The following is a 19540-nucleotide window of genomic DNA, read 5'->3' on the forward strand; positions in this document are numbered from 1 at the left end:
TTTTAAAATTACTGCGGGAACCACTGGTCGCTAATTTTCTGGTAAGTCCCGTCAGTTTTAATCGCTTTCAGCGCGCCGTTCAGTTTTTCCAGCAGGGCTTTGTTATCCGGGCGTACAGCGATACCCAGACCGGTGCCGAAATACTGCGGATCGGTCACTTTCTCAGTCGCGGTACCCAACTGTGGATTGGTTTTCAGCCACTCGTTCACCACCGCCGTATCGCCAAAGACCCCGTCAATACGGCCATTTTTCAGGTCGATGATCGCGTTCTGGTAGCTGTCATAGGCCACGGTTTTCACTTCCGGATGCTTATCCTGCAAGTATTTCTGGTGCGTGGTGCCGTTTTCCATCCCGATGCGTTTGCCTTTCAGCTGATCAAAAGAGGTGTAAGCCCCTTTCTTCGCAATCACCACCGCGGAGTTGGCGTAGTACGGGTCGGTAAAGGAGACTTGCTTGCTACGCTCTGGCGTGATGTCCATACCGGAAATCACCGCGTCATATTTTTTGAATTTTAGAGACGGGATCAGGCTGTCGAACGCGTGGTTAGTGAATGTGCAATCGGCCTGCATCTGTTTGCACAGCGCTTTGGCGAGGTCGATATCAAAACCCACGATCTGGTTGCTGGCATCCAGCGATTCGAACGGCGGATAGGTCGCTGAAACGCCGAAATTGATTTTATCTGCAGCCGATGCGCCTGCGGCGAATGTTGCCAGTAATGCAGCCAGAACTAACTTTTTCATTTTAATGCTCCCGTCTGTCAATCTTGTCATTATGCGCCGTGTCTTCGGCATGGATGTACAATGCCAGTTAATGAATTTGTATGCAATAATTATGATTAAGTATTTTTATCGAAATAAAAAAAACGGGCAGTCGTTAGACTTACCCGTTTTCGTGATGCAGTTATTATGCAGTTAGTTTCGACGCTCAAAGGCCAGCGCTTTGTTCTCGATAAGACGCATCAGCAGGGTCAGCAGGCCGTTCACCACCAGGTAAACCAGACCGGCTGCGCCAAAGACCATCACATCATAGGTGCGTCCGTACAACAGCTGGCCGTGGCCCATCACTTCCATCAGCGTAATGGTGTAAGCCAGAGAGGTACTTTTAAACACCAGCACCACTTCGTTGGAGTAGGAAGAGAGCGCGCGTTTGAACGCATACGGCAGCAGGATCGCCAGCGTGTCTTTCTTGCTCATGCCCAGCGCCCCGCAGGACTGCCACTGGCCTTCCGGAATGGCGCGAATCGCACCATAAAACAGTTGCGTGGTATACGCCGCACTGTTCAGGGAGAGCGCAATCAGCGCACACAGCCAGGGTTCAGACAGCAGATGCCAGATAACAGGATAGTTCTGCAGCGACGGGAACTGGCCCGGTCCGTAGTAAATCAGGAAGATCTGCACCAGCAGCGGCGTACCGGTAAACAGTGTGATATAGGCGCGAACCACCCACACCAGCACCGGCGTTTTCAGCGTCAGAACGATGGTGAAAAAGAGGGCCAGAATCAGTGCCACCACGATAGACGCCACGGTCAGCGTCAGGCTGGTGTGCAGCCCTTTCATCAGCTCCGGTAAATACTCAAGCATCAGCCTGGTCTCCGTTCAAAACGCGTTGCGCGCAGATCAATACGTTTGAGAACGTATTGGCTCAGCAACGTGATCACCAGGTAGATAGCCGCCGCAACGATATACCAGGTGAAAGGCTCCTGGGTGCGGGTGGCGATGCTTTTAGTTTGCAGCATTAAATCGTTCACACTAATCAGGCTCACCAGCGCGGTGTCTTTCAACAGCACCAGCCACTGGTTGCCTAAACCCGGCAGGGCATGCCGCCACATTTGCGGCATCACCAGGCGGAAGAAAATGGCGGCTTTCGATAAGCCCAGCGCCTGGCCGGATTCCCACTGACCCACGGGCACCGCTTTCAGCGCGCCGCGCAGCGTCTGAGACGCATAGGCGGAGTAGAGCAGAGAAAGGGCAATCACGCCGCACAGGAACGGGCTGACGTCAAAGTTTTCAATCTGCATCTGCACCGGGATCTGCGCAAAGCCGAGGTTAAGGGTAAAGCCGTCCGACAGCGTTAGCAGCAGCTGTGAGGAGCCGAAATAGATAAACAGAACCACCAGGATTTCCGGCAGCCCGCGCAGAACCGTCACCAGCGCTGAGCCCGCCCATGCGACCGGGCGCCATTTGGCTGACTCCCACACCGCAAAGAACATCGCCAGCACAAGGCCGATAATGAGTGCGCAAACGGCAAGGCCGACGGTCATCCCGGCGGCACTTGCTAAAGGAAAAATTTCGTTCATCAGATCTTACTTCTGGAACCATTTGGAATAGATGGTTTCGTACGTGCCGTCTTTTTTCACTTTATCCAGCGCAGTATTGAGCTTCTGCTGCAGGTCAGTGTTGCCCTGACGAACAGCGATGCCCAGACCGGTACCGAAGTAATCTTTGTCTGTCACTTTATCGCCGATAGCGGCCAGTTTCGGATCGGCTTTCAGCCACTCGGTGACCACGGCAGTGTCACCGAACACGGCATCAATACGACCATTCTGCATATCCAGCTTGGCGTTCATGTAGCTGTCGTAAGGCACAACGGTGATTTCCGGGTGCTTGTCGGTGATGAATTTCTGGTGAGTAGAGCCGTTCTGCATACCGACTTTTTTGCCTTTCAGCGCGGCGATATCAGCAATTTTGCCTTTCTGGCCGACGAACAGGGCCGAGTTTTCATAGTACGGCTGAGTGAACAGCACCTGTTTTTCACGTTCTGGCGTGATGTCCATTCCGGAAATCACCGCGTCGAAACGACGGAACTTCAGGCTTGGGATCAGGCTGTCGAACGCCTGGTTGGTAAAGGTACAGGTGGCGTCGATCTCTTTACACAGCGCGTTCGCCAGATCCACATCGAAGCCCACGATCTTATTGCTGGCATCCATGGATTCAAACGGAGGGTAAGACGCTTCCATGGCAAAACGAATAGTCTGTGCTGCGGTAGCGGAAAGGCTGACGCTGGCAAGCAGCGCGGCTATCAGTACTTTTTTCATTGTCATTTTCCCTAACACATCAGTGAGATAAATAGTTTTTAAAGGCGTCGGTTTGCGGGGCGGTAAAGCAGCTCGCATCACCTTGTTCAACAATATGACCGTTTTCCATGTACACCACGCGGCTGGCGGTTTTGCGCGCCACTTCCACTTCATGGGTCACGATCACCTGTGTGATATTGGTTTCGGCCAGCTCGCGGATGATGCTGACGATCTGGGCGGTAATTTCCGGGTCCAGCGCGGCGGTAGGCTCATCGAACAGCAGTACCTGCGGCTCCATCATCAGCGCACGGGCAATGGCGACACGCTGTTGCTGTCCACCGGACAGGTGCAGCGGATAGCGATCGCTGTAAGGTTTTAAGCGCAGACGTTCGAGCAGCTTTTCAGCGCGGGCGAGGGCCTGATCTTTGCTTAAACCCAGCACGCGGCAGGGCGCTTCTATCAGGTTTTGCTGCACGGTGAGGTGCGGCCAGAGATTGTATTGCTGAAACACCATGCCGACGTTCTGACGCAGATCGCGGATCGCTTTATCAGAAGGGGCTTTGGCGAAATCGAAATGATTTCCGGCAATCGCGAGCGTGCCGGAACGTGGCATTTCAAGCAGATTGAGGACGCGCAGCAGTGAGCTTTTGCCCGCACCGCTTGGGCCGAGCAAAACCAGCGTTTCGCCCTCTGGGCAGTTCAGCGTGATGTCGAACAGCGCCTGGTGTGCGCCGTAGAAGCAGTTAATGCCGTTTAGTTGAATACTCATCGGGGCAGTCTTTACTCATCCAGGCAATCTATAGCAATTGAGGCCGCAGATAGTACCGTTGACAGAATAGTTATGCAATATTTATGCGTTAAAAGTTAAATATAAACCGTATTCACGTTTAAACATAGCACAAAATAGTGAAGGGCATAGGGGGCGAGAATAAATGTCGGCATTCCTCTCGAAATGCCGCATATTTTACGGGGGAAACTTTTTCGATCTAACGGTTTTCTATCGACTGGCGAAGCGTACCGGCTGGGGCGTGGACGCTGCCGCCGATGTAGCGCACGTCGTCGATGGCCCAGCACTGGCCCTCACGGATCATCAGCACTTCATCCTGCCAGGTCTGGCTGCCTTGCGTCAGTTTGACTCGCAGTGGGATGTTGCGCGCATCGGTGTTCGGGATGGTAGAGGCGCTGGAGACGTCTGCGCGGTCAGGCAGCGTGGTGCGGCTGGAGAACGGATCGGATTTCAGCAGCGCGTTGTGCTGCGGATCGCGCGAGGCATCGTTAAGCAGTTTCGCTAGGTTGTCACTCAGGTACGGGCGCAGAGCGGTGAGATCGCTGCTGCGATGCGAAATGCGGTAATCATAGAACTGTTGAGCCACGGCATCCGGGCCGCCGTCAATGCACGGACCGCTGCGTGTCCCGATATCCTTAAAAGCCGGTGTCACCGTGGTGGTGCAGGCGCTGAGCAGCAGCGCGCACGGCACTAAAAGCGTCAAAGCAGAATAGCGCATGTTGATTTCCTTAATGATTAACTATCCTTTCAATAATAGCGTAACGAACCGATAATGCGGCTGAGTTAATCCGCTAACGCATTGAACGTTAAATAATCGTCATACTTCCGCTTGCCGATGCATTTAACGCGTTCGTTCACCCGTTCACTGACTCACGTCAGCTACGGAGGATTGTCTCACGTGCCGCCTTGTGACTACGTGACTATTTTTAGTATTGAAGGAGATAAACATGCAATTTTCCACCACCCCGACTCTGGAAGGACAGCCGATTGTCGAGTATTGCGGCGTTGTCACCGGTGAAGCCATCCTTGGCGCGAACATCTTCCGCGACTTTTTTGCCGGGATCCGCGATATCGTCGGTGGGCGTTCGGGTGCCTATGAGAAAGAGCTGCGCAAAGCGCGGGAAATCGCGTTTAAAGAGTTGGGCGAACAGGCCAAATCCCTGGGCGCGGATGCCGTTGTGGGCATTGATATCGACTACGAAACGGTCGGCAAAGACGCCAGCATGCTGATGGTGAGCGTCAGCGGTACGGCGGTGAAAACGCGCCGATGAAACGTTTGTGGTCCATGCTCCTGCTGGCGGTGTTGCTGGCAGGCTGCGCAGAGAAAGGGATTATCGATAAAGGGGCCTACGAGCTGGACACGCGGCATCAGGCGCAGGCGGCGTATCCGCGGATCAAAGTGCTGGTCATTCACTATACCGCTGATGATTTTGACAGCTCGCTTGCGACGCTCACGGACAAAAACGTCAGCTCCCACTATCTGATTCCGGCCAGACCGCCTGAGCCGTCCGGCAAACCGCGCATCTGGCAGCTGGTGCCGGAGAAGGATTTAGCCTGGCACGCGGGGATCAGTTTCTGGCGCGGAACGAACCGCATCAACGATACCTCGATTGGTATTGAGCTGGAAAACCGTGGCTGGCAAAAGTCGAACGGCGAGAAAATCTTCACCCCGTTTGAACCGGCGCAAATCGCGGCGCTTATTCCTCTCGCCAAAGACATTATTGCCCGCTATGACATCAAACCGGAAAACGTGGTGGCCCATTCGGATATTGCCCCGCAGCGTAAAGACGATCCCGGCCCGCTGTTCCCCTGGCAGCAGCTGGCACAGCAGGGCATTGGTGCCTGGCCCGATCCCGCCCGTGTGACGTTTTATCTCAACGGAAAGTCGAAGTATGAGCGCGTAGAGACGGCAGTGTTGCTCGATCTGCTGGCGCGCTACGGCTATGACGTGCCGGAGAACAGCACCGAGGCGCAGCAAAAACGGGTGATTATGGTCTTCCAGATGCACTACCGTCCCCAGCTGTGGAACGGTATTGCCGATGCAGAAACGCTGGCGATTGCCAGCGCGTTGTTAGAGAAATACGGCCAGGGATAATTACCGGTGCAGTTTGCCGTGGTCGCGCAGCCAGGCCGCTGTGCGCACGATCCCTTCATCCAGCGTGACGATGGGCTGATAACCCAGCTCGGTTTCAGCGCGCGTGGTATCCAGCGTAAAATCGAAGTTCAGCTTTGACACGCCGTAGTGGGTCAGCGCCGGCTCTTTCGCCGATTTATTGCCAAAGCGCTCCATGCTGCGGGCGATCATGTCCAGCATCGGGTAGGGCACAGAACGAATGCGGCAGTGAATGTTCAGCTCATCGATCAGGCGCTGGACAATGCTGCGCAGCGTCTGCGGCTCGCCATTGGTGATGTTGTAGGCGCGGCCGGACACCAGATGATCGCACTCGGACTGACTGGCCAGCCACATCGCGTGAATCGCGTTCTCGTAGTAGGTCATATCCACCAGCGCATCGCCGCCGCGCGGCAGCAGCACGCTGCCGTAGTGGTGCATCATCTGCGCCAGACGCGGGATAAACACTTTGTCGTGCGGCCCAAACAGGCTCTGTGGACGCAGAACGGTGAAACGGGTGTGCGGGTTTGACTGCGCCAGCAGATCGATCACCTCTTCGCTGGCCGCTTTGCTGCGCGCGAACTCACAGGCGAAACGCGCCGGGCGGAAATCTTCCTGAATATCGCGATGGTGATGGTAATCAAAATAGAGCGACGGGGAGGAGATATGCACAAAGTTGCGTACGCCCCAGGCGACGGCCCATTCACCGAGGCGGCGAGTGGCGCGAACGTTAGCCAGGTCGAACGCCTGCTGCGTTCCCCAGGGAGAGGTAAAGCTGGAGCAGTGCCACAGTGTATCGATTCCGGCGAGCATGACTTTGGCCTGCGAAGACACCAGCTCTGTCAGATCGGCGTGGATGAATTCCGCGCCCATTTTTTGCAGGAGTTTACCCATCGCTTCGTTGCGACCGGTGGCTCTGACGCTGATGCCTTTCTGACGCAAAAACTCGACCGCATTTCGGCCTAAGCCGCTGGTGGCGCCGGTAACCAGTACCTTCATATCTATCCACTGTGTTGAAAAGAATTTCGTGCGCATTCTTCCGTGAATTACGTCACGATGCAATGGGAAAGGTGAAAGAATCAGAGTTTAAATCAGACTTTTTCCGTGATTCCTTCTGCAAGATGCGCAATACGCTTTGCCATCCCCCGGAAGATAAACAGGTGCGCCGGGATCATGAACAGCCAGTAGAACAGCCCTGGCATTCCGTGCGGATGCCACCAGGCGCGAACGTCCAGCTCCCGGTGATCGCCTTTGTCTTTTAGGGTAAAGCAGAGGCGGCCCAGACCCGGCGCTTTCATGCCGAACAATAGCGCCAGCTGTTTTTCCGGCTCAACGATGATCACCTTCCAGCTGTCCACGCTGTCGCCCGTCTGCAAGTATGGGTGCGCAGGGCGGCCTTTTGCCAGTTTATGCCCGACCAGCAGATCCATCATCCCGCGCGTTTGCCAGAGAATATTGCCAAAGAAATAGCGCTCTTTGTCGCCGATCTGGTTGATCACCTCCCACAGCGCCGCCAGGCTGGCGGTTGTTTTCACCGTGCAACCGGCCTGTTTCGGGTAATAGCCGTATTCTGGCCGCCAGCGAGCAAAGGCCTGAGAGTCATAACCCCAGTCGCTGGAGTTCATCAGCTCCTCTTCCTCTTTGAGGGTGTTGCGTACCGCATCGTCAAAGCGGATCAGCTTTTGTGGAATCAGCGCCCGCAGCTCGCGGTCGTCGGCCAGCAGATCGTGCTTCAGCCCCTGTATCAGCGCTTTGGCAGTCGTAGGTGGAACGGAGGTGATGACATTCAAAAACCACACCGAGATCCAGCGGGTCGGGAAGGGGACGGGCACCAGCCAGCGACGACGGCCGCTGACGGTCATAAAGTGTTCGAACTGCTCCTGATAGCTCAGCACCTCCGGCCCGGCGGCTTCCAGCACGCGATGGCTTTCCGTCGGATGATTCAGCAGTTCGACCAGATAGTGCAGCAGGTTTTCCAGCGCAATCGGCGTGGTGCGTGATCGCACCCAGCGCGGCGGCGTGAGCACCGGCAGGTTATAGACCATATCGCGCATCACTTCGAAGGCGGCAGAACCCGCGCCGACGATAATGCCCGCCCGCAGTTCCGTCAGTGGGATCCCTGCGCTACGGAGCATTTCCCCCGTCAGCTGCCTGGCGCGCAGGTGGTCTGATTGCTCGTGTTCAGGAGCCTGTAAGGAACTGAGGAAAATAATCTGCTTTACCGGCGTTTGCAGCAGCGCGTCACGTACGTTCAGCGCCACCTGACGCTCATGGGCGATAAAGTCACCGCCTTCGCCCATGCTGTGTACCAGATAATAGAGCGTATCGACGCCTTCCAGCAGCGTCGGTAGCTCTTTTGGCCAGTTAAGATCCACCGTGTGACAGGTGACGTTGGGCAGCGCGAGTTTTTGCAGCCGTTCCACATTACGTGCCGCCGCCAGCACCTGATGTCCGTGCTGGCTGAGCGCCGTCGTCAGATGCTGACCGATATAACCGCTGGCACCGAGCACCAGAATACGTTGCGGCACGTTGTGCTCCTTAACGCTGTAAAAAGGCCTGCCAGTGTTTTACCACTTCCGCCAGCTGCTCGCGGCTCACGTCGAGATGCATCACCAGACGCACAACCGGTGAGGCATTTATCAGCACGTTGTGCGCTTTCATATACTCACCCAGCGCCGCCGCATTCTCTTCGCCAACGCGAACAAACAGCATATTGGTGTCGTGACGCATCACATCCGCGCCGATCTCGCGCAGCTGCGCCGCCATCCATGCCGCGTTATCGTGATCGTCTTGCAGACGGGCAACGTTATGTTTAAGCGCATACAGCCCCGCTGCCGCCAGAATTCCGGCCTGACGCATGCCACCGCCGGTCATTTTACGCCAGCGGTTGGCGCGCTTGATGTAGTCCGCATTGCCGACCAGCAGTGAGCCGACCGGCGTCCCCAGCCCTTTTGAGAGGCAAATGGTGAACGAATCGCAATACTGGGCGATCTCTTTTAGCTCGCAGCCATACTCCACAACGGCGTTAAAAATACGTGCGCCATCAACGTGCAGACGCAATTTGCGCTCGCGAGTAAACTCCCATGCGGCTTTCAGATACTCGCGCGGCAGCACTTTGCCGTTGTGGGTATTTTCCAGACTCAGGAGTTTGGTGCGGGCGAAGTGAATATCGTCGGCTTTGATTTTGGCGGCGACTTTGTCCAGCGGCAGGGAGCCGTCGGGCGCGGCATCAATGGGCTGCGGCTGAATACTGCCGAGCACCGCAGCGCCACCGGCTTCATACAGGTAGTTATGGGCACCCTGGCCGACGATATACTCTTCGCCGCGTTCGCAGTGGCTCAGCAGCGCCACCAGGTTCGCCTGGGTGCCGGTTGGCAGGAACAGCGCCGCCTCTTTACCGCTTAATTCGGCGGCGTAGCGCTGAAGTTCGTTTACGGTGGGATCGTCACCGTAAACGTCATCCCCGACCGGGGCGGCCATCATCTCTTCGAGCATGGCGCGGCTCGGACGGGTTACGGTATCACTGCGCAGGTCTATCATTTCACATCCCTATAGTTTTAAAGGTGATGTGAGATGTTTTACCTGAGCCAGTTGGTTTTTGCCAGTTCGATCACTTCGTCGCCGCGCCCGCTGATAATGGCGCGCAGCATATACAGGCTAAAGCCTTTCGCCTGCTCCAGTTTGATCTGCGGCGGGATCGCCAGCTCCTCTTTGGCAACGACCACATCCACCAGCACCGGGCCGTCGATGGAGAAGGCGCGCTGCAGGGCTTCATCCACGTCCGCGGCTTTTTCCACGCGAATACCGGGAATCCCGCAGGCTTCGGCGATCTTCGCGAAATTGGTGTCATGCAATTCGGTGCCGTCCGTCAGATAGCCCCCGGCTTTCATCTCCATCGCCACAAAACCTAACACGCTGTTATTGAACACCACGATTTTAACCGGGAGTTTCATCTGCACGACGGAGAGGAAATCGCCCATCAGCATGCTGAACCCGCCGTCGCCGCACATGGCCACCACCTGTCGCTCCGGTGCAGTGGCTTGTGCCCCCAGCGCCTGCGGCATTGCGTTTGCCATCGAGCCGTGGTTGAACGAACCGATCAGGCGGCGTTTCCCGTTCATTTTCAGATAACGCGCCGCCCAGACGGTGGGGGTGCCCACATCGCAGGTAAAGATGGCGTCGTCGCTGGCGAAATGGCTGATCTGCTGCGCAAGGTACTGCGGGTGAATGGCTTTGTCGCTCGGTTTGGCAAGATCGTCCAGCCCTTTGCGCGCGTCACGGTAGTCGCTCAGGGCTTTGTCGAGGAACTTGCGGTCGGTTTTCTCTTCCAGATGCGGCAGCAGGGCGGCAAGCGTGGCTTTGATATCGCCCACCAGCGCCATATCAACCTTACTGTGCGCGCCAATGCTGCCGGGATTGATGTCGATCTGAATGATTTTTGCGTCGCTCGGATAGAACGCGCGGTACGGGAACTGGGTGCCGAGCAGCACCAGGGTGTCGGCGTTCATCATGGTGTGGAACCCGGACGAGAAACCAATCAGGCCGGTCATACCGACATCGTACGGGTTATCGTATTCCACATGCTCTTTGCCGCGCAGCGCGTGAACGATGGGGGCTTTTATTTTCCCGGCAAATTCGACTAACTCTTTATGCGCGCCCGCACAGCCGCTGCCGCACAGCAGCGCGATATTGCTGGAGTAGCGCAGCAGCTGCGCCAGCTTTTTCAGCTCCTCTTCCGCAGGCGTTACCACTGGCTGCGGGGCGTGATACCAGTGGGTGCTGGCCCCTTCGGGCGCGGCTTTGAGTGCGACGTCGCCCGGCAGAACCACCACCGACACGCCGCGATTGAGGATCGCCTTGCGCATGGCGATCGCCATGACCTGCGGGATCTGTTCCGGTGTGGAAACCAGCTCGCAGTAGTGGCTACATTCACGGAACAGCTCCTGGGGATGCGTCTCCTGAAAATAGCCGCTGCCAATTTCGCTCGACGGTATATGCGCCGCAATCGCCAGCACCGGGACGTGATTACGGTGACAGTCGAAAAGACCGTTAATCAGATGCAGGTTGCCCGGCCCGCACGAACCCGCGCATACCGCCAGCTCGCCCGTCAGTTGCGCTTCCGCGCCTGCGGCAAAGGCCGCCACCTCTTCGTGGCGCGTCGGCATCCAGTCAATGGTGCCCATTCGGTTGAGGCTGTCGCTTAAGCCGTTGAGAGAATCGCCGGTGACGCCCCAGATGCGTTTGACGCCAGCTTGTTCCAGGGTTTTTGCTACGTAGGCCGCTACGGTCTGTTTCATGGTTGTCCATCTCCGTTTTGTGATAACGCTTACAAGCTTAGAAGAAACTGGGCGTTATGCCCGTTTAATCCCCCTGATTAATAGTGACTTTCTTTGTACAACCTTTCGTCATATTCTGATGGTCTACAGGGTGAAAACAGGAATCATTTCAGATGGTTAAATCATTGTTAATTGCTGTTAATAGAACGCTAACGCATGATGATTTTGGCAAATTGTTATTACGTCTGGCGGTCGGCGGATTGATGCTGTTTCACGGTTTGCACAAGCTCTTTGGCGGCGTGGGGTTTATCAGCGGCATGCTGGTGGAAAAAGGGCTGCCGGGGTTTATTGCTTATGGCGTTTTGATTGGTGAAGTGGTGGCACCGGTTCTGATTGTGCTGGGGATCCTGACCCGTCCGGCGGCGCTGGTGCTGGCGTTTACGATGATCGTTGCCTGGCTGATGGTCGGCACCGGTAAAACCTTTGCGCTGGATGCGGTAGGCGCATGGGCGATTGAAAGTCTGGTCTATTTCTTCATTGGCGCACTGGCCGTGGCCTTTATGGGGGCAGGGCGTTATTCACTGGCGCGCGATCCGGCCTGGCGTTGAGAATAAAAAAAGCCCGGTAGCCTAATATCTACCGGGCCTGAAGAGGGTCGGCCGGGCAACCGCAAAGCTGCCCGGCACATTGTGCACAGTTTATGGTGCGCAGTTTATGCCAGAACCAAATCACCCTGGGGATGACAAGAACAGGCCAGCACGTAACCCTCGGCAATTTCTGCATCCGTCAGCGTCATCGTACTGCTCACGGTGTAGTCGCCAGAAACCACTTTCGTTTTACAGCACCCGCACACGCCCGCGCGACAGGCCGCAACGACCGGAACGTTATTGCTCTCCAGCGCTTCCAGCAGCGTGGTACCGACGCGGCCGAAGAAGGTCTGCGCAGGCTGCAGTTTAGTGAATTTCACCCCACTGGTGGCGGCTTCGGCCACTGGCGTGAAGAACTGCTCCTTAAAGAAGCGGGTCACGCCGAGCGCTTTCACCTCGTTCTCCACGATTTCCATATACGGTGCCGGGCCGCAGGTCATCACGGTGCGCGAGGCGATATCTGGCACGCTTTGCAGCAGTTCGCGGCTCAGACGGCCCGCGACAAATCCGTGAGTCGCGTTATTCTCGGCGACCAGGGTGACCGGATAATTGCGCCACTCGTCGGCGAAAATGACATCCTCCGGTGAGCGAACGCTGAAAATCACCTGTACGTCAGCCTGCGGACGGTTCTTCGCCAGCCAGCGACGCATCGACATCACCGGCGTCACGCCGCAGCCCGCCGCCAGCATCAGGAATTTATCGTCAGCTTTATCGTCGCAGACGAAATCCCCCTGGGCGTCGGAGAGCCAGAGATAATCCCCGCGCTTCACTTCGTTCGTCAGCCACTGTGAACCGGCACCGTCATCGATCCGACGCACGGTGAGCGTGATGTACTCACTCACGCCCGGCGTTGAGGAAAGGGTGTAGGCGCGAAGGGTGTCCGCGGAATTGCGGACACTCACCAGCGCATACTGTCCGGCGCGATACGGATAAAAATCATGGCACAGCAGCGACAGCGTCCACACATCCGGCGTCTCCTGATGGATGTGATGAACCTGCATCCGCCACGGGCATTGTGAGGTTGGCATCGTCATGAAAAACTCCTTACGCGCTCAGCAGTTGCTGCATGTCTTCTTCTACGGTGGTCACGGAACGCAGACCAAATTTTTCGTTCAGCACCGCCAGCAGATCCGGGGTCAGGAAGCCCGGTGCCGTCGGGCCGGTTACGATATTGGTGACGCCGAGCGACAGCAGCGTCAGCAGGATCACGATCGCTTTCTGTTCAAACCAGGAGAGCACCAGTGACAGCGGCAGATCGTTCACGCCGCAGCCCAGCTTCTCGGCCAGCGTCACCGCCAGAATGATCGCCGAATAGGCATCGTTACACTGACCGGCATCAATCAGACGCGGCAGGCCTTCGATATCGCCGAAGTCCAGTTTGTTGAAGCGGTATTTCCCGCACGCCAGGGTCAGGATCAGGCAGTCCTGCGGCACGCTGGTGGCGAAATCGGTGAAGTAGTTACGTTCGCCGCGCGCACCGTCACAGCCGCCGACCAGGAAGATGTGACGCAGTTTTTCGCGGCTCACCAGGTCGATCAGGGAATCCGCCGCACCCAGCAGGGTTTCGCGACCGAAGCCGACGGTGATCAGATGTTCTATTTCGCTGAACGGGAAGCCTGCCATCTGCTGCGCCTGGGTGATGACCGGGGTGAAATCATCACCTTCGAGGTGGCTTACGCCCGGCCAGCCGACGATGCTGCGCGTCCAGATACGGTCGTCATAGGCACCGACGGTCGGATCGATGATGCAGTTGGAGGTCATGACGACAGGGCCTGGGAAGCGGGCGAACTCCACCTGCTGGTTCTGCCAGCCGCTGCCGTAGTTGCCGACCAGGTGCTTAAATTTACGCAGCTCCGGGTAGCCGTGGGCAGGCAGCATTTCGCCGTGGGTGTAGACATTCACACCCGTGCCTTCGGTCTGTTGCAGCAGGTTGTAGAGATCTTTCAGGTCGTGGCCGGAGATCAGAATGCATTTCCCGGCAGTGGCTTTGACGTTGACCTGAGTCGGCGTCGGATGGCCGTAGGTGCTGGTTTCGCCCGCATCAAGAATGCTCATCACTTTGAAGTTCATCTGGCCGATTTCCATCGAACACTCCAGCAGGGCGTTCATGTCGGAGGGCCAGGTGCCGAGCCACGCCATGATTTTGTGGTACTGGGCATAAATGTTGTTGTCGTACTGACCAAGAACGTGGGCGTGTTCCATATAGGCCGCCGCCCCTTTCAGGCCGTACAGGCACAGCAGACGCAGGCCGAGAATGTTCTCGCCAATCGCCGCTTTGTCTTTGTTCGGGGTGAATTCCGCCGCCTGACGCTGCAGTTCGCCCAGGTCGTCGCTCACCAGTTGCAGACCAGCCATAGGGTTATCGACGGCGGCGTTCGCGTCCACGCTCAGGCTTTGCGCTTTCAGCGCTTCACGCAGGGCGATGGCTTCGCGCGCGTAGCCTACGATGCGAGGAGAGTCGAAGTTGACGTTGGTCAGCGTGGAGAAGAATGCGCGCGGGGCGAAGTTGTCGATGTCGTGGTCGATAATGCCATATTCGCGCGCTTTTACCGCCCAGGCGGAGAGGCCTTGCAGGGCTGCAATCAGCAGATCTTGCAGGTCAGACGTTTCTGCGGTTTTACCGCACATGCCCTGCGCGTAGGAGCAGCCGTTGCCAGCTGGGGTACGGATGGTTTGTTCACATTGCACACAAAACATAATCACACCTGTTAAAGTTATATTTTAGATACATGTTTAAGGTTATGCCTGTGACCGGACAGAGAAAAGGTCTTTCTTCGACAAAGTAAAGGGAGATTGATTTAACGCAATTTTGGCGGCAGAACCCTACCGCCAGAGAGGTATTATGCGGTGAACAGCGCCATCAGAATCGGCACCAGCAGGCTCAAAATAAAACCATGAACGATGGCGGCAGGAACCAGCTCAAGCCCGCCGGAACGCTGCAGAACGGGCAGGGTAAAGTCCATCGACGTCGCACCGCACAGGCCAACCGCTGTGGAGCGGCTTTTACGCACCAGCCCCGGAATGAGCATAATGGCGATCAGCTCGCGGCCCAGATCGTTAAAGAATGACGCGCTGCCAATCACCGGGCCAAAGGATTCGGTCATTAAAATCCCTGACAGGGAATACCAGCCAAAACCGGAGGCCATCGCCAGCCCGGTTTTCAGCGGCAGGTCGAGAATAAATGCGTTAATCACGCCGCCAATCAGCGAACTGCCCACCACGACCACCGCGATAATCATTCCGCGTCGATTGAGCACAATCTGTTTCAGCGTCATGCCGTTATTGCGTAATTGAATACCGATCAGGAATAACAGGAAGATCAGGGTATATTCGCTGGCTTCGGTGGCGTGTTGTAAAAACGCTAAACCGGTCAGGCCAAGCAAAAAGCCGAGCACCACCACGCCGCACAGTTTTAATGACTCCAGCGCCATGGCAATTCGCGAGGGTAATTTTTCCTGTTGATGATGGTTTTTCCATGGCAATGCGCGCTCAAGCCAAAATAGCGCCGCAATATTACACAGCAGAATCACCACAATAGTAACAACAGAATAATGGAGAATAGAGAGTAAATTAGCGGCCAGATTATCCAGGAACGCGAGGCTTATTCCCATAAAAAACAGGATGACGTAGACAATCCAGCTGAGAAAGCGATTAATGAGTTTTAATGCCGACTCATGATGGAGGGGAATAAGGTAGCCCACTACCAGCGGCAGCAGAATGATTAAGAGTCCTGAAAACATGAACAGCCGGGTCCTTTTGTGTGTCTGAATAGCGCCAGTGACACTAACCAATTCCAGTCTGCCAGTCAAAGTACAAAATAAAGGCCGGGTGGCGGCGACGCCTTACCCGGCCTGGATGACTGCACCTGTTAGCCGGGTTCGCGACGTGCCACCCGGCATCACAGCCGTACACTCAGTCGCGTTTTTCCAGCAGCGTACGATACAGCAGCCCGCCGAGGATACCGCCGACAATCGGCATTACCCAGAACAGCCACAGCTGCTGCAGCGCCCAGCCACCCTGGAAGATCGCCACTGCGGTGCTGCGCGCAGGGTTCACGGAGGTGTTCGTTACCGGAATGCTGATCAGGTGAATCAGGGTCAGCGCGAGGCCGATAGCAATAGGGGCAAAACCGGCGGGTGCGTGTTTGTCAGTGGCACCGTGGATTACCAGCAGGAAGCCCGCCGTCAGGACGATTTCAATAACAATCGCAGACAGCATAGAGAAGCCGCCCGGAGAATGTTCGCCATAGCCGTTAGAAGCAAAACCGCTTGTCGCCGCGTCGAAGCCCGCTTTACCGCTGGCCACAACGTACAGGACCGCTGCCGCAATAATGCCGCCAACCACCTGCGCCACAATATAGCCAATCACGTCTTTCGCCGGAAAACGACCGCCAGCCCACAGGCCTAATGTCACAGCCGGGTTAAAATGCCCGCCGGAAATATGGCCGACAGCAAATGCCATCGTTAATACGGTTAAGCCAAAGGCTAATGCCACGCCCGCAAAACCAATACCTAATTCCGGGAATGCCGCAGCCAGAACGGCGCTACCGCAACCACCAAACACCAGCCAGAATGTACCAAAGCATTCTGCCGCTAATTTTCTAAACATAACCACCTCGTTAATTTCCGCACGCGGTCCTGCGCGCGGGCTACTAAATCGCCTAAAAGGGATGACGACTCAAAGAGCCATTATTTTAAAAACCAACAACACCCCTTCGCCAGTTAAATAAATCTGTTTAATTTGATTTATGGCAATGTGATGTTAATCCTTGTTCGGACTGGATGGATTTAAAGCATAGTCCAATTCGGAATGCGAAGTATCTTATGCCGGAAAATATGTTTCAAACGAAAGTCGTGGTGTAAATTCTGAATTTTAGGCTCTGTCCTGAAATAATCCGTCGATCTTAATGTGTCCTGTCACACCGCCTGCCGCTATACTGCTGATAACTTGAAGGAAAAAGTGAGCATTTCAGGGGGCATTATGTTTCTCGAACGTGTGGAGATCGTCGGGTTTCGCGGCATTAACCGTTTATCGTTAATGCTGGAACAGAACAACGTGCTGATCGGTGAAAACGCCTGGGGTAAATCCAGCCTTCTGGATGCGTTGACCCTGCTGCTTTCGCCGGAGGCAGACCTTTACAGCTTCGTTCGGGAGGACTTTTGGTTTCCGCCGGGGGATATTCAGGGGCGCGAGCACCATCTGCATATCGTTTTGACCTTTCGCGAGCTGGAGCCCGGTCGCCATCGCGTTCGCCGCTACCGGCCACTCTCTCCCTGCTGGACACCCTCCGATGATGGCTATCAGCGTATCTTTTATCGCCTGGAAGGCGAGCTGGCGGAAGATGAGAGTGTGATGACCCTGCGTGGGTTTATGGATGCCCGTGGACAGCCTATTCCGCTGGAGGATATTGACGCTCAGGCCGCCCATCTTGTGCGCCTGATGCCGGTGCTGCGCCTGCGGGATGCGCGCTTTATGCGCCGGATCCGTAACGGCTCGGTGCCTAATTTGCCCGACGTTGAAGTCACCGCCCGCGAGCTGGATTTTCTGGCGCGCGAGCTGGTGGCGCGTCCGCAAAATCTCACGGATGGGCAGATTCGCCAGGGGCTGTCGGCGATGGTGCAGCTGCTTGAGCACTATTTTTCCGAACAGGGCACGACACAAACCCGCCACCGGCTGATGCGCAGGCGCTCTCACGATGAGCAGCGCAGCTGGCGCTATCTGGATATCATCAACCGTATGATCGACAAGCCCGGTGGGCGCGCGCATCGGGTGATCCTGCTGGGGCTGTTTTCCACGCTGCTGCAGGCGAAAGGGTCGGTGCGGCTGGACCGCGACGCGCGACCTTTATTGCTGGTGGAAGATCCTGAAACGCGGCTGCATCCGATCATGCTGTCGGTGGCCTGGCATCTCCTGAATCTGCTGCCCCTTCAGCGCATCACGACCACTAACTCCGGGGAATTGCTCTCTTTGACGCCGGTGGAGCATGTCTGCCGTCTGGTGCGTGAATCCTCACGCGTCACCGCGTTTCGCTTGGGACCTGGGGGATTAAACCCGGAAGATGGCCGCCGTATCGCGTTTCATATCCGCTTTAACCGTGCGTCGTCGCTGTTTGCCCGCTGCTGGCTGTTGGTTGAGGGGGAAACGGAGACCTGGGTGATCAACGAACTGGCGCGTCAGTGTGGACACCATTTCGACGCCGAAGGGATCAAAGTCATTGAGTTTGCCCAGTCGGGATTAAAACCGCTGATCAAATTTGCCCGCCGGATGGGGATCGAATGGCATGTGCTGGTGGATGGCGATGAGGCCGGGAAAAAATATGCCAGTACCGTACGCGGTTTGCTGAACAACAACCGGGAAGAGGAGCGGGAGCACCTCACGGAATTACCGGCGATGGATATGGAACACTTTATGTATCGTCAGGGGTTTGACGATGTGTTTCACCGCGTGGCCATGATCCCGCCGGGCGTGCCGATGAATATGCGACGGGTGATCGCCAAAGCGATACATCGCTCATCGAAGCCGGATCTGGCTATTGAAGTGTCGGCGGAAGCAGGACGGAGAGGGGTCGAGGCGGTGCCGACATTACTGCGTAAAATGTTCTCCCGCGTGCTGTGGCTGGCACGCGGGAAAGCCGACTAGCGGCGGGTTGCCTGATTGATCTGCTCGATCAGGCTATCCAGCAGTTCATAGCGGCGACGGTATTCAGAGCGTTTTTTGCTCGCGATCTCTTCCATCGGTTTGCGCGCCATCTCGAGCGGTAGCTGGAAGTGACCGCTCGCCAGCGGTTCGCCACTCATTGAGCGCCAGAAACTGTCGTAATCCGCCAGCAGCTTGCCCTCTTTTTTCTTACGATAGCGCCAGCTGCGATAGATATGCGTGGCGTTGCTGACGGCCAAAATCTGCTCCACCGGGAACGCGGTGCCCAGCGTCATGGCGGCTTCCACCAGCAGACGTTTCGGGAACAGGCCATGACAGGCTTTGGTTGCACCCTGGATCAGCTCGTGAGGCACAAAAGCTTTTGCTCCTTGCAGGCCGCCGATAAACAGGGTGGTTTTCCCGTCGAGCTGACACAGGGTGAAGGTCATCTCGGCCAGCACCGTATTCTGGTGATCGCAGAAGGCCAGCGTCGCTTCGCCCTCTTTATCGAGGAACGCATCGGCACACAGGCGGATCGTAAACTGGCGTTCGTCTTTGCCGGTCAGCGTTAACAGGGTGACACCTTGTTTTGATAAATACCCGTTCATCAGCGATGCCGGAAGGGTTTTGCTCATGGTCTGGTAGTGCCAGTTCAGCGCCTCGAGCGCGCGCTGACGGCTCATGTCAACAGAGAGCCATGGGCGGTGCAGACGGCACGGCAGCCCAGGCTGTACTTTCAACATTTGCATTAAACGCGGTTGTTTTGCCAGGCTTGCCAGCAGGCGGGCGGTGCTGAACGGTGCCGCCAGCGAACGCAGCATGAATTTACGCCGATAGGAGGGGTTCTGCCACGCAAGCCCCGGTGTTAATTCGCCTGATGCAAGGCTCTGGAAAAGCTGCCAGCCTGATTTTGGCTGCGACGGCTGTGAAGAAGGTAGATCGGCGATGGAAGACATGATTATTCCTGGCTTCTGGATGAGATCTCTATTTCAGCAGCCATTTAATCAACATCTCGTCAACAAATGAGGTGAGAGATAAAAAAACGGGGGTTTCGTTGAGGAACAGTTTAGA

The 19540-nt window shown here is 56.2% G+C and carries 19 protein-coding genes; 4 read left to right on the forward strand and 15 right to left on the reverse strand.

Going from position 1 to position 19540, the window contains the following annotated elements; genetic code table 11:
- Positions 1 to 8: 8 nt before the first annotated feature.
- The 6 genes from artJ to F153LOC_RS15235 form a co-directional block, all read right to left on the reverse strand.
- Positions 9 to 740: an arginine ABC transporter substrate-binding protein ArtJ gene (gene artJ / locus F153LOC_RS15210; RefSeq protein ID WP_100777041.1), complete on the reverse strand. Its 732-nt coding sequence runs from the start codon at positions 738 to 740 to the stop codon at positions 9 to 11.
- Positions 741 to 911: 171 nt separating this feature from the next.
- Positions 912 to 1580, reverse strand: a complete 669-nt coding sequence (gene artM / locus F153LOC_RS15215) for an arginine ABC transporter permease ArtM (RefSeq protein ID WP_100777040.1) — start codon at positions 1578 to 1580, stop codon at positions 912 to 914.
- The gene (artQ, locus tag F153LOC_RS15220) at positions 1580 to 2296 is read right to left on the reverse strand and encodes an arginine ABC transporter permease ArtQ (protein ID WP_100777039.1); all 717 of its coding nucleotides are present in this window, start codon (positions 2294 to 2296) and stop codon (positions 1580 to 1582) included. The genes artM and artQ overlap by 1 nt, the downstream gene beginning before the upstream one ends.
- Before the next feature lie 6 nt (positions 2297 to 2302).
- On the reverse strand, positions 2303 to 3034 hold the full coding sequence (gene artI, locus F153LOC_RS15225; RefSeq protein WP_102105164.1) for an arginine ABC transporter substrate-binding protein ArtI: 732 nt from the start codon (positions 3032 to 3034) through the stop codon (positions 2303 to 2305).
- Between the two features lie 19 nt (positions 3035 to 3053).
- Positions 3054 to 3782: an arginine ABC transporter ATP-binding protein ArtP gene (gene artP, locus F153LOC_RS15230; protein WP_100777037.1), complete on the reverse strand. Its 729-nt coding sequence runs from the start codon at positions 3780 to 3782 to the stop codon at positions 3054 to 3056.
- Positions 3783 to 3999: 217 nt separating this feature from the next.
- Positions 4000 to 4518, reverse strand: coding sequence for a lipoprotein (locus F153LOC_RS15235; RefSeq protein ID WP_100777036.1), 519 nt, complete (start codon positions 4516 to 4518; stop codon positions 4000 to 4002).
- Positions 4519 to 4747: 229 nt separating this feature from the next.
- Between F153LOC_RS15235 and F153LOC_RS15240 the strand changes: the two genes are divergently transcribed.
- Together F153LOC_RS15240 and F153LOC_RS15245 are read left to right on the forward strand one after the other, a co-directional pair.
- Complete coding sequence (locus F153LOC_RS15240) at positions 4748 to 5071, forward strand: heavy metal-binding domain-containing protein (RefSeq protein ID WP_100777035.1); 324 nt, start codon at positions 4748 to 4750, stop codon at positions 5069 to 5071.
- Positions 5068 to 5895 carry an N-acetylmuramoyl-L-alanine amidase gene (locus tag F153LOC_RS15245; protein WP_102105163.1) on the forward strand — a complete coding sequence of 276 codons (828 nt, stop codon included), beginning with the start codon at positions 5068 to 5070 and terminating at the stop codon, positions 5893 to 5895. Before F153LOC_RS15240 ends, F153LOC_RS15245 begins: the two co-directional genes overlap by 4 nt.
- Here F153LOC_RS15245 and F153LOC_RS15250 read toward each other — a convergent pair whose 3' ends face one another.
- The 4 genes from F153LOC_RS15250 to poxB all read right to left on the reverse strand — a co-directional run bounded on the left by F153LOC_RS15250 (position 5896) and on the right by poxB (position 11207).
- Positions 5896 to 6909: an NAD(P)-dependent oxidoreductase gene (locus F153LOC_RS15250; protein WP_100777033.1), complete on the reverse strand. Its 1014-nt coding sequence runs from the start codon at positions 6907 to 6909 to the stop codon at positions 5896 to 5898.
- Between the two features lie 92 nt (positions 6910 to 7001).
- Positions 7002 to 8438, reverse strand: coding sequence for an SDR family oxidoreductase (locus tag F153LOC_RS15255; protein WP_102105162.1), 1437 nt, complete (start codon positions 8436 to 8438; stop codon positions 7002 to 7004).
- A 10-nt stretch (positions 8439 to 8448) separates the two neighbouring features.
- Positions 8449 to 9450: a low-specificity L-threonine aldolase gene (gene ltaE / locus F153LOC_RS15260; protein ID WP_102105161.1), complete on the reverse strand. Its 1002-nt coding sequence runs from the start codon at positions 9448 to 9450 to the stop codon at positions 8449 to 8451.
- Positions 9451 to 9488: 38 nt separating this feature from the next.
- Entirely contained in the window at positions 9489 to 11207 is a 1719-nt protein-coding gene (gene poxB, locus F153LOC_RS15265; protein WP_100777030.1) for a ubiquinone-dependent pyruvate dehydrogenase, read from the reverse strand.
- A 152-nt stretch (positions 11208 to 11359) separates the two neighbouring features.
- On the opposite strand from poxB, the gene F153LOC_RS15270 reads away from it, so the two are divergent.
- On the forward strand, positions 11360 to 11794 hold the full coding sequence (locus tag F153LOC_RS15270) for a DoxX family protein (RefSeq protein WP_100777029.1): 435 nt from the start codon (positions 11360 to 11362) through the stop codon (positions 11792 to 11794).
- Between the two features lie 104 nt (positions 11795 to 11898).
- Here the strand turns inward: F153LOC_RS15270 and hcr are convergent, their stop codons facing one another.
- The 4 genes from hcr to aqpZ form a co-directional block, all read right to left on the reverse strand.
- On the reverse strand, positions 11899 to 12867 hold the full coding sequence (hcr, locus tag F153LOC_RS15275; protein ID WP_102105160.1) for an NADH oxidoreductase: 969 nt from the start codon (positions 12865 to 12867) through the stop codon (positions 11899 to 11901).
- Positions 12868 to 12877: 10 nt separating this feature from the next.
- Positions 12878 to 14530 carry a hydroxylamine reductase gene (hcp, locus tag F153LOC_RS15280; protein WP_102105159.1) on the reverse strand — a complete coding sequence of 551 codons (1653 nt, stop codon included), beginning with the start codon at positions 14528 to 14530 and terminating at the stop codon, positions 12878 to 12880.
- 143 nt (positions 14531 to 14673) lie between these two features.
- Positions 14674 to 15573 carry a lysine exporter LysO family protein gene (locus F153LOC_RS15285; RefSeq protein WP_102105158.1) on the reverse strand — a complete coding sequence of 300 codons (900 nt, stop codon included), beginning with the start codon at positions 15571 to 15573 and terminating at the stop codon, positions 14674 to 14676.
- Positions 15574 to 15745: 172 nt separating this feature from the next.
- Positions 15746 to 16447 (reverse strand): aquaporin Z, encoded by a 702-nt coding sequence (gene aqpZ / locus F153LOC_RS15290; protein ID WP_255409590.1) that lies wholly within the window; start codon positions 16445 to 16447, stop codon positions 15746 to 15748.
- Between the two features lie 366 nt (positions 16448 to 16813).
- Here aqpZ and F153LOC_RS15295 point away from each other — a divergent pair, with 366 nt between their 5' ends.
- The gene (locus tag F153LOC_RS15295; RefSeq protein ID WP_100777024.1) at positions 16814 to 18472 is read left to right on the forward strand and encodes an ATP-dependent endonuclease; all 1659 of its coding nucleotides are present in this window, start codon (positions 16814 to 16816) and stop codon (positions 18470 to 18472) included.
- Here the strand turns inward: F153LOC_RS15295 and F153LOC_RS15300 are convergent.
- Positions 18469 to 19425: a VirK/YbjX family protein gene (locus F153LOC_RS15300; protein ID WP_102105156.1), complete on the reverse strand. Its 957-nt coding sequence runs from the start codon at positions 19423 to 19425 to the stop codon at positions 18469 to 18471. The genes F153LOC_RS15295 and F153LOC_RS15300 overlap by 4 nt on opposite strands.
- Between the last annotated feature and the right edge of the window lie 115 nt (positions 19426 to 19540).

The organism is Lelliottia sp. F153, assembly GCF_002870005.1.
Lineage (GTDB): Bacteria > Pseudomonadota > Gammaproteobacteria > Enterobacterales > Enterobacteriaceae > Enterobacter > Enterobacter nimipressuralis.